General features: G+C 60.6%; 12 protein-coding genes and 1 pseudogene. 2 read left to right on the top strand and 11 right to left on the bottom strand.

What is annotated here, in order from left to right; all coding sequences use genetic code 11:
* Nucleotides 1-7: 7 nt before the first annotated feature.
* The 11 genes and pseudogenes from Q6A47_RS10000 to Q6A47_RS09945 all read right to left on the bottom strand — a co-directional run bounded on the left by Q6A47_RS10000 (nucleotide 8) and on the right by Q6A47_RS09945 (nucleotide 12,573).
* The gene (locus Q6A47_RS10000) at nucleotides 8-1,162 is read right to left on the bottom strand and encodes a hypothetical protein (RefSeq protein WP_304484210.1); all 1,155 of its coding nucleotides are present in this window, start codon (nucleotides 1,160-1,162) and stop codon (nucleotides 8-10) included.
* Nucleotides 1,141-2,577: an alkaline phosphatase family protein gene (locus Q6A47_RS09995; RefSeq protein WP_304484209.1), complete on the bottom strand. Its 1,437-nt coding sequence runs from the start codon at nucleotides 2,575-2,577 to the stop codon at nucleotides 1,141-1,143. The genes Q6A47_RS10000 and Q6A47_RS09995 overlap by 22 nt, the downstream gene beginning before the upstream one ends.
* Nucleotides 2,564-3,799 (bottom strand): metabolite traffic protein EboE, encoded by a 1,236-nt coding sequence (gene eboE / locus Q6A47_RS09990; protein ID WP_304484208.1) that lies wholly within the window; start codon nucleotides 3,797-3,799, stop codon nucleotides 2,564-2,566. The genes Q6A47_RS09995 and eboE overlap by 14 nt, the downstream gene beginning before the upstream one ends.
* Complete coding sequence (locus tag Q6A47_RS09985) at nucleotides 3,796-4,680, bottom strand: TatD family hydrolase (RefSeq protein ID WP_304484207.1); 885 nt, start codon at nucleotides 4,678-4,680, stop codon at nucleotides 3,796-3,798. Before Q6A47_RS09985 ends, eboE begins: the two co-directional genes overlap by 4 nt.
* A 58-nt stretch (nucleotides 4,681-4,738) precedes the next feature.
* The gene (locus tag Q6A47_RS09980) at nucleotides 4,739-5,485 is read right to left on the bottom strand and encodes an EboA domain-containing protein (protein WP_304484206.1); all 747 of its coding nucleotides are present in this window, start codon (nucleotides 5,483-5,485) and stop codon (nucleotides 4,739-4,741) included.
* On the bottom strand, nucleotides 5,482-6,372 hold the full coding sequence (locus tag Q6A47_RS09975; RefSeq protein WP_039577880.1) for a UbiA family prenyltransferase: 891 nt from the start codon (nucleotides 6,370-6,372) through the stop codon (nucleotides 5,482-5,484). The genes Q6A47_RS09980 and Q6A47_RS09975 overlap by 4 nt, the downstream gene beginning before the upstream one ends.
* Nucleotides 6,369-8,243: a 3-dehydroquinate synthase gene (locus Q6A47_RS09970; RefSeq protein WP_304484205.1), complete on the bottom strand. Its 1,875-nt coding sequence runs from the start codon at nucleotides 8,241-8,243 to the stop codon at nucleotides 6,369-6,371. The genes Q6A47_RS09975 and Q6A47_RS09970 overlap by 4 nt, the downstream gene beginning before the upstream one ends.
* Before the next feature lie 334 nt (nucleotides 8,244-8,577).
* A complete protein-coding gene (locus Q6A47_RS09965; protein ID WP_304484204.1) occupies nucleotides 8,578-9,171 on the bottom strand; it encodes a hypothetical protein in 594 nt (197 codons plus the stop codon).
* 177 nt (nucleotides 9,172-9,348) lie between these two features.
* Nucleotides 9,349-9,838, bottom strand: a pseudogene (locus Q6A47_RS09960) (hypothetical protein).
* A gap of 167 nt (nucleotides 9,839-10,005) precedes the next feature.
* Nucleotides 10,006-10,374, bottom strand: a complete 369-nt coding sequence (locus Q6A47_RS09950; protein ID WP_029612015.1) for a histidine phosphatase family protein — start codon at nucleotides 10,372-10,374, stop codon at nucleotides 10,006-10,008.
* A 75-nt stretch (nucleotides 10,375-10,449) separates the two neighbouring features.
* Nucleotides 10,450-12,573 (bottom strand): TonB-dependent receptor family protein, encoded by a 2,124-nt coding sequence (locus Q6A47_RS09945; protein WP_304484201.1) that lies wholly within the window; start codon nucleotides 12,571-12,573, stop codon nucleotides 10,450-10,452.
* A 567-nt stretch (nucleotides 12,574-13,140) separates the two neighbouring features.
* Between Q6A47_RS09945 and Q6A47_RS09940 the strand changes: the two genes are divergently transcribed.
* Together Q6A47_RS09940 and Q6A47_RS09935 are read left to right on the top strand one after the other, a co-directional pair.
* Entirely contained in the window at nucleotides 13,141-13,950 is an 810-nt protein-coding gene (locus Q6A47_RS09940) for an energy transducer TonB (RefSeq protein ID WP_029612013.1), read from the top strand.
* Between the two features lie 87 nt (nucleotides 13,951-14,037).
* Nucleotides 14,038-14,760 (top strand): MotA/TolQ/ExbB proton channel family protein, encoded by a 723-nt coding sequence (locus Q6A47_RS09935; RefSeq protein ID WP_304484200.1) that lies wholly within the window; start codon nucleotides 14,038-14,040, stop codon nucleotides 14,758-14,760.
* Nucleotide 14,761 lies beyond the last annotated feature (1 nt).

The raw sequence follows: 14,761 nt of genomic DNA, 5'->3' as shown, positions 1-14,761 counted from the left end.
ATCTTCCTCACGGACGCTGCCACTGGGCGCGCTTGAGCGACCAGACGAAGTCGAGTTTGTGGTAGCCCTTGAAATCGGACGCCGGCACTGGGTCGATCGGATAGACGATGCCCCCCTGGCCCGCATCGCCACCGAGGGCGAAATTGAAGTAGCCGTCATCCTTCGAGTAGGCCGCCGTACCATGGCAGGCGAAGCACGACGACTGGCTCTGGAAGGCCGACTCCAGTTGCGAGTTGGCCAGCAGCTTGGGGCTGGTCTGCAATTGGGTGCCGATCAGCTCGTAGCGCGACAGGTCCTTGTAAGCGGCCTGGAATGCAGTGTTCACCAGTGCCGCCGCCGGGGTCGGTCCGGTGCTGTTGGTCATCGCCTTGGGCGGGATGTCGTTGGTCACGGTGTACAAGTGATTGTTGACGTTCTCGAAGGTGGTCCAGACCCAGCCTGGGACCAGCTTGTTGATGACGTGCAGGGCGCTGAGCGCGGCATAGCCGACCTCGTAGGTGCCGTCCTGGTTCTGGTAGTAGGCCTGGGCGATGTAGTAGCCGTCGTTGGCCAGTCGCGCCTGGTAGGTCGTGTCGCTGCCGATCCACAACCAGCCAGCCTTCGCTTCCCACGAGGTGGCCGGGAAGTTCAGGTCGCCGGTCAAGGCTTGCTGGCCATTCATGTTGTAGACGCCTTGGCCGACGATGTAATCGAACGTGGACTCACTCATCAACAACTGGAAGCGCACCGGCTTGCCACGTTGCGATTCCGGCACCGATCCGCCCATTTCCAGGGGCAGGCCATCGACCTGCAGGGTGGCATTGAGGTTGTGGAAGACGCGGTTGAGGTTCATCCCCGGGATTTTGCCGGCGGCCTGCGTCACGGCTGCCGGAGGCGTGACCGGCGTGCCGTAGGGCGTGGGCTTGGCGCCATCGGCCAAGTACACCTGGTCCGAGGGCTTGAGGGTTTCCCAAACCCGGTCAAGGCCGTTCGGCGCAGGCTGGTTCAAACAGCGGAACCAGTTCCAGCTCAGAGTTTCCTTGCTGGCATTGAGCAGGAGGTTCGTCTGTGCCTGATTGCCGTTGAAGTTGAGAAAATCGCTGCAACTGAACGGGTTGATGTTGTCAGCCTGGGCCAGTCCGGCCACGGTACTGAGAACGGTTATTGAGATGGCTCGCCGCATATGTGCTCCTTGGCATTGGCCAGGTCGTTTCGGTTCTGCCCCAGGAAATGCCGAAGGAGCAGGTGTTTGACCGCCGTTGCCGCAATGCTGGGCGGCAACGGCAGGTCGCAATCGGTGATCAGCAAGGGCCCCACCTGCTCGCTGGCGGGCAGACGGCCGTGACTGCCACGGACCAGACCGCTGTCCAGCGGGATCAGGTCCATGTAGTAGCGAAAGCCGAGCTTTTTCTGTAGCAGACGGCGCGCCGCCTTCAATTTGGGGAAGCGGATGGTCGGATCGACGAACAGCTCCACCGGGTCGTAGCCGGGCTTGCGGTGGATATCCACGGTACGGGCGAAATCTGGCGCTTGGCGCTCATCGACCCAGTAGTAGTAATCGAACCAGAACCCTGGCGCGGCCACCGCCACCAGCTCGCCGCTGCGCGGATGATCCAGTTGCCAGAGACGCTGTTCAGCGCGATCCAGCACCTGCTCGATACCTGGCTGGCGTTGGAGCAGGGCCTTGATACGCGGGACATCCTCCGGGCGCTTGACGTAGACATGGGCGATCTGGTGATCGGCCACGGCGAAGGCGGCGCTGGCGCCGGGGTCGAGCAGTTCCCAAGTCAGCGATTGGCGCACCTTCAACAGGTCTTGCTCGCGCAGCACGCGGTTGATCGACACCGATTGCCCGACCGCCTCGATGCCGTACTCCGAGAGCAGCATCACCGCAGCGCCCTGATCGCGGGCCAAGCGCAGCAGGCGCCCGACTTCATGGTCGATGGCGCGCACCTCAGCAGCGATCGAGGGGTGTTCAGGCCCGAATTTTTGCAGGCTGTAGTCGAGATGGGGAAGGTAGACCAGTTGCAGGTCAGGCCGATTGAGCTGGAACTCGAGCAGGGCGCAATCGACGATCCAGCGGCTCGAGGCGATGCCCGCCGCAGGCCCCCAGAAGCTAGGGAAGGGAAACTCGCCAATCTGCGCCTCGATCTGCTCGTGCAGCCCCGCGGGCGACGAATACAGCCCGAAGTGCTTGCGCCCATCGGCCGGATAATGCGGGCGCGGGGTAATCGAGGCGTCGACATTGGCGTACATGTTGTACCACCAGAACAACTGGCTGCAGCGCAAGCCAGGCAGCTCACGCTTGAGCGTGTCCCAGATCTTTTCGCCCTGGATCAGCGCGTTGGACTGCAGCCAGAAACGCACTTCTGCCTGCTCACGCCAATACCAGCCGTTGCCGACGATACCGTGCTGCGAAGGCGGCGTGCCGGTGAGGATCGAAGCCTGCACGGTGGAGGTCACTGCCGGAAACGACGGTTGCAGGCTGGCCATCTGCGCGGTCTTCAGCAGCTCGTTGATCTGCGGCGTGTTCGCACCCAGCAGGGACGGCGTCAGGCCGACCACGTTGATCAGCAACAGCGGTCTATAGGCTGACATCGGCTTGCTCCTCGCACAGTGGTCCCGGCAGCAGGCGGCGCTGGCGCAACTGCGCTTCGACCCAGTGCAACTCTGCGGCGATACCGCGCAGCTGCGCCTGCTCATCTGCCGGTCGCAGTTGCGCGGGCAAGACGCCCCAACTGTAGGTTTCCACTTCCAGCACCGGGTGCAGGTCGTGGTGAGCGGCCAGATAGTCGAAGGTCTGGCCCAGGGCGACTTGGCTGGCGCTGAGTTCCGGCAACAACAGCTGCTCGCTGAACAACGGCACATGGAAATGGATGCGCAATTCGGTGTAGCGTCCAGGGTCGCTGGCGCAGTCGGCCAGCGCGGCAGGCAGGTCGGCCCAGGCGCTCAGGCGCCCCTGAGGGTCCCGCGCCTTGACCTGATGCAGGTAGGTGGCCTCGGAAAACTCCCCGAGCACGCCCAGCACCTCGGAGAAGCGCTGTGGGTCATCCACCGGCAGGCGGCAGATCATGGCGTTGGACAACTGGATCTTGCCGACCGGCACGCCAGCCTGGCGCAGACGCTCCAGCGAGCGATAGCAGTCCTCGAACATCACGGCCTGATGGCAGACGTCGAAGCACAGGGCCAGGTATTCGTGGTGCGGGTCACTGGCTTGCCAATGGCTGAAGAACGCAATGGCCTGGTCGGTGTTCTCCAGCACGCAGTCCGGCTCCATTTCCAGGCAGAACACCACCCTCCTGCCGCACTCGCGATGCAGCCTGGCCAGCCCGGCGGTGAGTTGGCGCAGGTGCTCTTCGGCGCGCTGCTGCAAGGCCGGGCTCCAGCCGGCGGCATAGCCCAGCGGTACGGTGGAAATCACCCCCTGCCGACAATCCGCCGGCAGGGCCTGCGCCAGGAGATGGGCAAGGTTCAGGCTATAGCTCAACCGCTGTGGCATGGACCAGTCGGGCAGGTACACCTCGGCCTTTACCGCGCCTTGGTGGAACTCGCCGTAGGGAAAACCATTGAGCGAGGTCAGACGCAGCCCAGTGTCTTGCAACAGTGCGAGAAAACGACGACGTGCCGAGGCGTCTTGCAACTGGTCGGCGGCCTGGGCGCAGATCCACAGGCCGCTGTCCTGTTCGGGCAGACCGCGCAGGCGGCGTACGCCTTGGAAGTGGCGTTCGATAGAGCTGTGCAGCCCGACCAGATCACGGGTCGGGTGCACATTGCTGCAATAACCGACTTGGGCGGCTGTCCAGCGCTGGACCAGACTCATTTGACCACCGGATCCTGGCCGCGCAGGGCGGAGTTTTCCTGCCAGGTCTTGCGCTGGTCGATGGGTAATGGCGTGCTGACCAGAGCCTTGTCCAACTGGCCACTCTGAGCGAAGAAATCCACCGGGTTGTCGAACAACACGTGCTCGACCTGGGCTGCGGTGAAGCCGGCATCGCGCATGGCCTGGCCGGTCTTGGGGACTTTAAGCGGGTCGCTCACGCCCCAGTCGGCGGCGCTGTTGACGATCATTTTCTCGGTGCCGTACTGCTGCAGCAGGGCGACCATGCGCTGTTCCGACATCTTGGTGTTGGGATAGACCGAATGTCCGCGCCAGCAGTCGCTCTCCAGCACCAGCGGCAGGGTCTGCTCGTTGAGGTGGTCGATCACCACCTGGTGCTCCGCAATGCCGACTTCGCGAATCACCGCCAGCGTCCGTTTTGTCCCGCCAATCTTGTCGCGGTGCGGCGTGTGCACCAGGACCGGCAGTTGGAACTGCCTGGCCAAATCCAGTTGTATGGCCAGGAAGCGATCTTCCTCGGGCGTGATGTCGTCATAACCGATCTCGCCGACGGCCACTACGCCATCCTTGACCAGGTAGCGCGGCAGGATTTCCAGCACCTCCTGGGCCAGCCAGATATTGTTGGCCTCCTTGGGGTTGATGCCCAGGGTGCAGAAGTGGTGGATGCCAAACATGCTGGCGCGAAAGCGCTCCCAGCCCAGCAGGGTGTCGAAGTAGTCGGCGAAGCTGCCGACGCTGGTTCGCGCTTGTCCCTGCCAGAAGGCGGGCTCGATCACGCCGGTGATGCCGGCGGCCGCCATGTTCTGGTAGTCATCGGTGGTACGGCTGACCATATGAATATGCGGATCGAAATACTTGGGCATGGTGAATCCTCATCAAGGGCACAGAGATGACGGGTACACGGGTCTTGCGGTGGATCGGTCAGGTGCCGGCGAGGTGCTCGCGCCAGTGCGCCGGCAGGCGCTGCTGCTGGTACAGGCCTGTCAGGCGCTGAAGCTGCGCCGGGCTGAGCAGGTCGAAGGCGATCAATTGCGGCAGGCTGGAGGCTACCGGGCGCCCGGCGGCGAGCTGCTCGTCCATCAGGTCGAGGGCCAGTTGGTTCAAGGAGACGCTCTGGCGCTGCGCCAGGCCGATCACCCGTGCGGCATCCAGGCCCATGCCCAGCGCCTTCAGCACCAGTTGATGGAAGGCCCGGTCCGGGTAGTGACGGGCCGGGTAGGGCGTGTCCAGGGCCAGGGCGGCGAACACGTGCGGGTTGCTGGTGCGACCGGCGAGCAGGGCCAGATCGAGACAGGAGCCGTCGCTGTCGAGGTGATCGAGCACCTTGAGCAGGGCGATCTTTTCCAGGTCGTCGCCCCATTGAAAGAGTTGCTCCAGCAGTGCAAGGCGGGTCTTGGGCGCTTGCAGCCCGACGACCTCGGCCAGCAGCAGGGCGCGGGCCAGCTCGACGCAGCTCCAGCCTTCGGCGCCGACTACCGACCGCGCCCGCAGATGGCGCTTGCAGTGGCTGCTCAGCATCGCCGCAGTGGTAGCGTCAGGTGATTGCGCAAGCCGTTCCAGAGCCTGTCGCCACCAGTGCAGCTCAGTTGCGTCGAGCAGTCGGTCCAAGGCTTGATTCAGCTCGACCAGGGCGGCCTGGCGCGGGATGACATCCATGTTCGTATTCATGTCGGTTTGATCCAGCGTTGAAAGTGTGGAAGCACGATGAACACCAGCACGCAGAACAGGCTGCCCAAGGGTTGGTTGGCCACGGCCATCACCAGGGCATCGAACAGGGGGAGGGCCGCCAGACCGGCACCGATGAAGGCACGCACCTTCACGTGCTGTGGATTGGCCAAATGCACCCAGTAGTGACGACCGAGCCAGCCCAGCCAGAGCAATAGCAGTGGCCAGAACCACAGGGTCTCGGCGTAGATCGCCAGGGCCAGGGGGCTGAGCATCAGCAGCAAAGGCAGTCGGCTGAGCAACCGATTGCGGTGCTCCTGGCTGGCCAGGTAGGTGAGCCCGCTGATGTAAGCGCCGAGCAGGATCGCGCAGAGCCAGAGGGGTTGCGGCGGGACCGCCAGGCTGGCCGCTGCCGTGAGGTACAGCGCCGAGCGGCAGGCGCCCATCAGCCAGACGCTGTGCACGTACTTCTTGTGCAGCAGGTTGTAGCCCAGGATGCAGCCGACCAGCAGGGTCACGCTGCCCAGCAACCACTGGGGCTGCTCGATCAGCCTGCTCAGGCCCACTGCCGAAGCACCGGCGAGCAGCAACAGGATCAGTGTCGCCAATTGCACCTGGCGGCGACTGACCAGGCCCAGGGTGATCGGGCGGGGGTTGTTGTGTTGCTGGTCCCACTCGGCGTCCAGCAGGTCGTTGAGCAACATACCGGCCAGATACAGCAGTGACAGCATTGCCAGCAGCAGTCCCCAGACCCGCCACGACGGGGGCGCCAGGGCGCCGGCGCTGCTGGCCAGCAGCGCGGCGGCGAGGGCGTTGGTCCACACCGTCGGCAAGTTGGAAATCCGGCCCAGGGTCATCCAGGTCTTGAGACTCGCCTGGGGCTGGTTCATTGCGCGTACCCCTCGCTCACGTTCACGGGGGCATTGCTGCGACTGGAGAGTCGTAGCAAGGCCTGCTCCATCAGTCGATCATCGATTTCATGGAGATCTATGGAGGCACCGATGCGGTTGAGCATAGGGATCGACAACTGGCCACCCAGGTGCTGGCGAAACTCTTCCAGCCCGAGCATCACCTTGAGGCGTCCCGCCGTATCCTTCAGGGTCAGTTCCGCTGGGCATAGGTCAAAGCCAAGCCTGTGCAATAGGTTCAGCACTCGCGCACTGTCGGTATCGCTCAACAATCCCAAAGCGTTGGCGTAGAGCGCATCCAAGGCCATGCCCACGGCGACCGCCTCACCATGGCGCAGGCGATGCTGGCTGAGGTTTTCCAGCTTGTGCGCGGCCCAATGCCCGTAATCCAGGGGACGGCCGTTGCCACGCTCGAATGGATCGCCGGCACCAGTGATATGCCCCAGATGCAGCTCAGCACAACGGCGGATGGCATGGCGGCTGGCAGGATGATCGAAGCGGGCGAGGGCGTCGGCGTGCGCCTCCATCCACTGGAAGAACGCTTCGTCCTTGATCAGCGCAACCTTCACAGCCTCGGCCAGGCCGGCGATCTGATCGCGGCGGCCTAGGCTGGTCAGCAACTGGAAGTCATTGATCACGGCAGTGGCGGGGTAGAAGGCGCCCAACAGGTTTTTCTGGCCGAAGGCGTTGATACCGTTCTTCACCCCGATGCCGGCGTCGTTTTGTGCCAGCACGGTGCTTGGCAGGCGGATCAGGCGGATGCCGCGGTGGAAGGTGGCGCAGGCGTATCCCACCGAATCGAGCAGGGCGCCACCGCCGATGGCGAGGACGTAGCAATGGCGGTCGAGGCCGTGCTTGAGCATTTCAGCGTACAGCTGCTGGAGCACCTCGGCGGTCTTGCTCAGCTCACCGGCAGCCACCGCGATGGGCGCGGCCTTCAGGTGCAGGTCGCGGGCATGGCTGGCGAACCAGGTCTCGATTTGTCCAGGCAGCTGCCGGTTGCACTGCAGCAGATGCTCGTCGGCGAAAATCAGTACCGTGACTCGTCCGTGCTGCCCGGTGGTGAGTTGCTGATGCAGGCAGCGGTTGTGCAGGTCGAACAGGTGGTCGGTGAAATGTACCGGGTAGTCGTAGCTGACCTCGAAGCGTCCGTGCAAGGCTGGCTGCGGAGTAGGTTTGCGCAACTTGCGTAACAGGCTGTAGCCGGCGATGAACAAGCCTGGGAGCACCATGCTCGCCAGCAGTGTGACCAGCAGCACGTTCTCGTCGACCAGGAAGCTGCCGATGGCACTGTAGGCCAGGGCCAGGCCAGCATTGGCCAGGGTCGTGACCAAGACGAAGGCTCCCAGTGGGTAGCGCTGCATGCCTGCGGCCACTACCGAGGTCTCCGCCAGTACGGGCACGCCGCGCAGACAGATCAACGACAGCGTACCGAGCTTCTGCGCCAGTGGGCCCGGCGTGCGCTGATGCAGGCCAAGGCGACCAGACAGCACACGGAAGTAGCCGGCGCCCAGGGCATAACCGAGCCAGGCGCCGAGGCACAATCCGATGAAAATCACCAGGTAACCGCCGAGGCCACCCAAGGCAGCCACGGCAAGCAACGCCACCACGCTCGAGGGCACTGGCAGCAACACATCCAGCGCCAGCAAAGCGATCAGCAACAGGGCGAGTTGGGTTTTTTGTGCGGGGGTATCGGGCAGGTACAGTTCAGGGTGGGACAGGAAGTTCTGGATTGGCTGCTCGAACAAGAGAAAGCTGACGATCACCAATAAGGCGAAGCAAACAAGCGATACCCAGAAATGTCCGGCAGGCGCTCTTTTGCAGAGCACACGACGCCAATGGCCACTCTTCATCAAGCATCCCTCTTGATAGTTTTATGACTGATTTCCGTTTCAGTGCTGTGAGGCAGTGCATTAATGCTTAGGCGGAATAAAGACCCTTAGGATTGCGCGACATTATTTTGATGGCTATTCGACGGTTGTGGACAAAGCTAGACGCTCGCCGGGCTTTTGCAAGGTCGCGTGGGACGATTTTTTGGAGGGTGTCGTACGTGCGCTATCCGCGCGGTGCTGATTGAACTGTGCTCGCCTGTGGGCCAGTGAGGAACACATTCGATCGTATGGGGGCGTGTCTGGCGAGAACGGGGAGTGAAGAATTCAGCCCCCGTCAATGGACTAATTTAAGTGATCACTCCGCAGGCAGGATTAGCCCTAAGCACGCCAGCGCCAGCAGTAACGTGCCCAGCATCATGAACCCATAGTTCACAGGCGTGAACTGCGCATTGCTGCGACCTTCAAGGTCGCCAGCAGCAGCGTTCAGTCCACGCTGGCCTAGCCAAGTGACCCAGCCAGTGACCGGCAGCAGCCCTAGGTTCAGTAGTTCAACAATGGGAAGACCAATGTTATGGCTCGACAAAACTTCGGCTAACGTAGCGATTAGCATCACGATCACGAAGAGCGTCGCTAGTTTCATGGGATTCCACCGAAAATCACTGCCACTACGCTTGAGGTGAGTATCGGCCTCACGGTAAAGGGAATGAGTGAAAAACACCGAAAACAGTGCGCGAGCTATCGGCCACAGCTTTTCGCCGGTACTGCGTTCGAGTTGCTTCCAGTTCGCGAAAGCCCAGTAGAGCTGGTACATGCCAAACGACAGAATCCAGAGAGTAAGGAATTTACCTCTGGACACGACATAGAACGGGCGGTTTTCGGTTGCCTGGGGGGGGATGCTCTGGTCTGGCTGGTCAGGGGCATAGGTGGTAACTGGAGTGGTATCGGGCACGGACTGTCCTTTGATTGGGCCGGAATTGGACGGGCACGTTAACGCATGCCTTAAGGCGAACCCATCAGCAAAGTCGTCTTTACTCGGTGGTCGATTGTTTTATTTAACATAATATACATTATGCGTATCTTCATGTTGAGCTGCCGGGGCGTGGGTTGGCCAAATTGGGCGTCAGGCTCATGACGGATCGGCCTGCTTGGCCGCCTCAGGCTGGAATTCAGCCGGCGTCATTCCGTAGTAAACAATGAACGGGTCACGGCACCCTTGCTCGCGGTACCACTTCACGACGTTCTCGATCATCTGACCAAGCACGTAAACCAGCGTGTCGCTGTAGCCTTTCGGCGAGTTGGCCTCATATGGATAGCGAGCGTTTGTGAAAACATTGCGATAACGCTCAATCCATTCTTCCTCCTGGTCGAATCGAAGTCGCGACCGGATATCAGCAGGCACTGCATGGAAAAGCGTGAGCAAATCGTGCTTGTCGACGCGCTTGTCAGCCGCAATCTTGCCTGCGTACTGCAACGAAGCTTTTCAGCAAAATCTCCATGCCGATCGCAGCATTTACCTGCGCAACAGCCATCATATCGTGCCCAGTAAGCAGGTGTTTGGCGGCTTCGCAATAGCGGTAAGCGCTTTCGATCATCCAAGGCGTAAGGTGCTGCTGCATAAAAATTCTCCGTCATTTGAGCTACCCCTAGCTCATTCTTGAACGCTAGCGTGCATGCATGAACGTTAGCGATCATGGATGAGCTACGCCTAGCTCACCAGATGAGCTACCCTACCCTCGCAATATGACTGAGAGAAATAACTAAACTAAATGAATATTTAGTATAGTTATATATCGGCATCGACCAGCCGCGGCGTCAGGAACAAAACCAGCTCGGTCTGCGTCTTCACCGTCGACGTGCTGTTGAACAACCACTTCAAACCCGGGATCTTTCCAAAGAACGGCACGCTGCGCACAACGATGCTGTCAGCGTCCGAATAGACACCTCCCAACGCAACCGTCTTCCCAAAACCCGAGAACACACGCGACGTCAGCGACGGCGAGACCACGATGCTGTCTATCGCTGAAGGAAGCTCCATGCGCAAGTTGACGGCCTGCTCACGACCGGTGTCCGTCAATCCAGGGTCCAGAGCCCCCAGATAGCGATGTTCGAGATTGGCTTGGGTCTGGCCATGGCGCACGACATACAGTTGCATTCCTGTTCTCCTTTTCAGGTCATTGCGGCAGACAACGGTACGGTTGCCTGCCTTTGGCGCGGGCAACCGTCGGGCTTAAAAGCGAAACGCAACACCCGTGGTGACGTTGATCGGATCGCCCGGATAGAAGTTGGCCGAGTCCTGGCCATTCGCGTCGTAGGCGGTATTGGTGGCGGTGGCATAACGTTCGTTGGTCAGGTTGCGTGCGTCGACGAACACTTCCCACTTCTTGCTTGGCGCTTCGTAGCCAAACTTGGCGCCCCAGAGGGTGTAAGAAGACGCACTCCAACTGTTCGCAAAATCGACGTAGTAACTGGAAGCTGCCCGAGCGTTGAGCTGGGCATAGAAGCCTCCTGTCTGACGGTACTCAAGTTCTGCTTGGTAGACCTGTCGCGGCAGCCCCGGCAGTTCGTTGTCACCAAAGGTCGCGTCATGACGGTAATGGAAGTCGTTGAGGGTGTAGGCCTGACGCAAGGTCACCGTATCGCCCGACGCACCTTCCCACAGCAAGGCATTCAGGCCCGCCTCGACGCCCTGGTGGATGGTTGGACTGCCATTGGACGTCGCCACCAACTGATCCTGTGTGGCCGTGGCCTGACGCACCACCACCGACAACAGCTCTTTCTGCACCCACGAACGGTACAGTGTCAGGCTGCCGTCGAAGATGCCGTGCCCACCGCGAATGCCGAACTCGACCGTATTGGCTTTTTGCGGACGCACATCGCGAATGTAGGGTGTGCCCGTGCTGCCCAACTGCCAGGTGACCGGCGGGTCGATGGAGCGGCTGACGTTGCCGAACACTTCGAATTCCGGGGTCAGTTTGTAGCGCAGTCCTATGCGCGGCGCGATGTCGTGTTCTTCATATTCCACACCGTTGGGAAACGCTGTGGTGTTGGTGCCACTGGTGTATTCGATTTCTGCTTTGCGCTTGACGTCAATGAACGACAGGCCGCTGGACAGCCATACGTTGTCGCTCAGTTGCAGTTCGTTGCCCAACGAGAACACGGTGTCCCGCGAGCCGGTGTAGTTAGTTTCCTGCTGTTTGAGTCGCGTGGCCCTGAAGTGGGACTTCACGTCAGCCAGGTCTGCGCGGGTGTTGCTGAACGTCACTGTGCTGTCGCTGTTCAGGCCCAGGAATGTGTCGCCGGTGCGCAGGTAGCGCAGGGTCAGGTTGATGTCCTTGGAACGCCAGTCCTGAGGTGTTGCCGAGTATCGCCAGCCGTTCAACAACGGGTAGTCGTTGTAGCCCAGCCCGACTTCCAGCTTGGCGTTGTCATCGAAGGTGTACGTGGTTTTGCTGCCCACCAATGTCGAGCCATCTTTCTTGCGGCCGAACGGCACGTTGTTGCTACGCGGGTCGTGTTTGAGCTGGTACTTGGTCAGGGTGTTGCCTTGGGTCAGGGTTTCTTCGCGATAACGCAGGAAGAACCGGGTTTCCAGTTTCGGGTTAAACACGTAGCCGAAATTGGCCACGATCCCCTGCCCTTCGCTGGAAGTGTCGTGCTGATAACCGTCACGTTCGTTGTGCTGAACGCTCACGTAGTAATCGGCATTGTCGACCACCCCACCGGTACTCAGCACCTGCTTGCGGTAACCGTAGCTACCGGCCTCGAAGCGAGCGTAGTTGCCCGGATCGGTGCGGCCTGTCTTGCTGACGAAGTTGATCGCACCGCCTAGCGACAATGCCGAATAGTTAAAGGCATTGGCGCCGTACAAGACTTCAGTGTGATCCACGCCAGCCATGTCGAGCATATCTTCCTGCGTACCGCCAGGTCCTGTCAGCGGCAAACCGTCGAACAGGAATTTGATACCCAATACATACCCTTGATAGAAGGTATTCAAACCGGAACCACGAATCGAAATCTTGTTCGCCGCCGAGCCGCTGGTGGCTTGAGCAAATACGCCCGGTTGCAGCGCCAGCACGTCCTCGGCGTTGGAAGCGCGACCTTTTTCAATTTCCCGGTTGTCGATCACGGCGGTCTTGCCAGGCACCTTGGCCAATTGTTTTTCAGCCTTCTGAGCCTCGGTCGCCTGAGCACCGGTGACCGTGACGGTGGCCAGACGAGGATCTTGCGCGGTGTCCGGTTCCGCAGCCAAAGACGCGCCATGTACCGCCATCAATAACAGGCCCAGGCTTGAAGCGGTGGCCAACGGGTCCAGACGACGTGTGTTTTTATTGAAGCGTTGCAACCTAAACATCCCTACTCCCCGATCAAATAATAAGTGTGAGCGTGACTTATTGTTTTTCTGGCTCTCGGGCAACTTTGCAGGGTTCATGCCACGTGTTTTATAACGATATTGCTGGGGGCATGCAGCCATAGACACCCGTCGGTTCGACACTTTGTTTGCGCAGTGTTCGATTGCCAACAGTCAGCGCGGTGCTTTTAATGTTGTTATCTGCTCATCATCAGTCTCGACCGTAATCGGAACGAAACAATCGGGAATATACTTATTAGACAATGGCATAGCGATGCAGCGCAGCGACTGCGCTAGACGCCATGCCGCCTTATTCCAGAAAAGCATTCATTCATAACGCACACTGTATCCAGCACAACAGTTATTCGACAAAAAGTGGCACTGACACAACAGTCCGGCTGCGTGCACTACTGAAACATCCACTTTTTACGGGTATGTTAATTGTGGTACGGCTCTTGCTCTCACACTCACGTACACCGTTGCAGTGTGAATTGCGTTTATGTCACTGCATGAACATGAATGACGGAAAGCGCCGCTTTTTCGTTTCTTTAAACAGCCAGGAGTTAATCAATGGCCAATGCCCAAACAGCGAGCGCACTGGATGTGCTCTGGCGCCAGGCGCCGGGCGGCGAGTTGCTCGACCTGGGCCGGGTCTATCGAGGCCCTTTGGCGCTGTCGAAGTTGCACACCTCACCGGGGCGGGTCCTTAGTCGTCGTGAAGCGACATTGCTGGGGATTTTCGCGCTGGTATTGCACGGCGCAGTGATCTATTGGATCAACAGTTCGCACACGCCTGTTTTGCCGGTCGTACCGCCGGAAATCCCACCGATGACGATCGAGTTTTCCCAGCCTGCGCCGCCCGTGGTGGAACCACCCCCTCCTCCGCCAGAACCCGTGGTGCAACCGGAGGAGCCACCACCGCCCGTGGAGGACGAACTGGCCACCAAGCCACCGCCGCCCAAGCCGATTCCCAAGCCCAAACCGGTGATCAAACCGCCACCTAAACCCGTGGCCAAGCCTGTGCCGCAGCCCCCGGCCCCACCGCCGCCACAACCTGTCGCCGCACCGGCACCGGCCGCACCGCCCGCGCCTGCTCCGGTGACGCCCGCTTCGGCCAACGCCGGTTACCTGCACAACCCGGCACCGGAATACCCGGCCCTGGCCATGCGCCGCAACTGGGAAGGCAGCGTGTTACTGCGGGTTCACGTGCTGGCCACCGGTAAGCCGGGTGAAATCCAGATCCAGAAAAGCAGCGGCCGCGATCAGCTCGACGACGCCGCGCTGGCAGCGGTCAAGCGCTGGAGCTTCGTCCCGGCCAAACAGGGCAATGACCCGATTGATGGCTGGGTCAGCGTACCCATCGATTTCAAACTGAACTAAACGCTTTACCCGATTCGCTACACCGCGGGCTACCTGACAAAAGGCGCATCGCTACACCGATTTTCATGCCTTGTTGGAGTGCCTCACATGAACCTTATCGCTTCGCCTTTCGAATCCATTGAACACGCGGTCATTTGGTTGCTGATCGTATTTTCCGTCGCCACCTGGGGCCTGGCCCTGCTCAAAGGCGTACAGTTCGCCCGCCTCAAAGGGCAGGATAAAAAGTTTCACAAGCAATTCTGGGCGGCTTCAAGCCTTGATTCCGCCGCTGAACTGGCACAGACCCGGCCCGGCGCCGCAGCGCGGGTAGCGCTGGCAGGCTATGCCGCCATTCAGGTGCCGGAAGGTGCTCAAGCCACCGACCTGGCGCATTCGATCAACCATCAGGACCGTCTGGAGCGCGCGCTGCGCCAGCAGATCGTGCGCGAACGTCGATCTCTAGAAACCGGTCTCGCGATCCTCGCCAGTATCGGCAGCACTTCCCCTTTCATCGGCCTGTTCGGTACGGTCTGGGGCATCATGTCGGCGCTCAAGGGCATCAGCGCGGCGGGCTCGGCGAGCCTGGAAACCGTGGCCGGTCCCATTGGTGCAGCGCTAGTGGCAACGGGCGTCGGGATCGCCGTCGCGGTGCCTGCGGTGCTGGTTTACAACTACTTTCTGCGTCGCCTGAAACTGACCGCTGCCGACCTCGACGACTTCGCCCATGACTTCTACAGCCTGGCGCAGAAAAACGCCTTCCGCGTGCTGCTGCATCCGGTGCTCAAATCCGGCGCCACCGTAGCCGGTCAGAAAGTGAAGGAGGCGTCCTGAT

This window comes from Pseudomonas boreofloridensis (genome assembly GCF_030580795.1).
GTDB classification, from domain to species: Bacteria; Pseudomonadota; Gammaproteobacteria; order Pseudomonadales; family Pseudomonadaceae; genus Aquipseudomonas; species Aquipseudomonas boreofloridensis.
The sequence above is the reverse complement of the archived record's forward strand: the minus strand, read 5'-3'. Positions and strand labels throughout refer to the sequence as shown.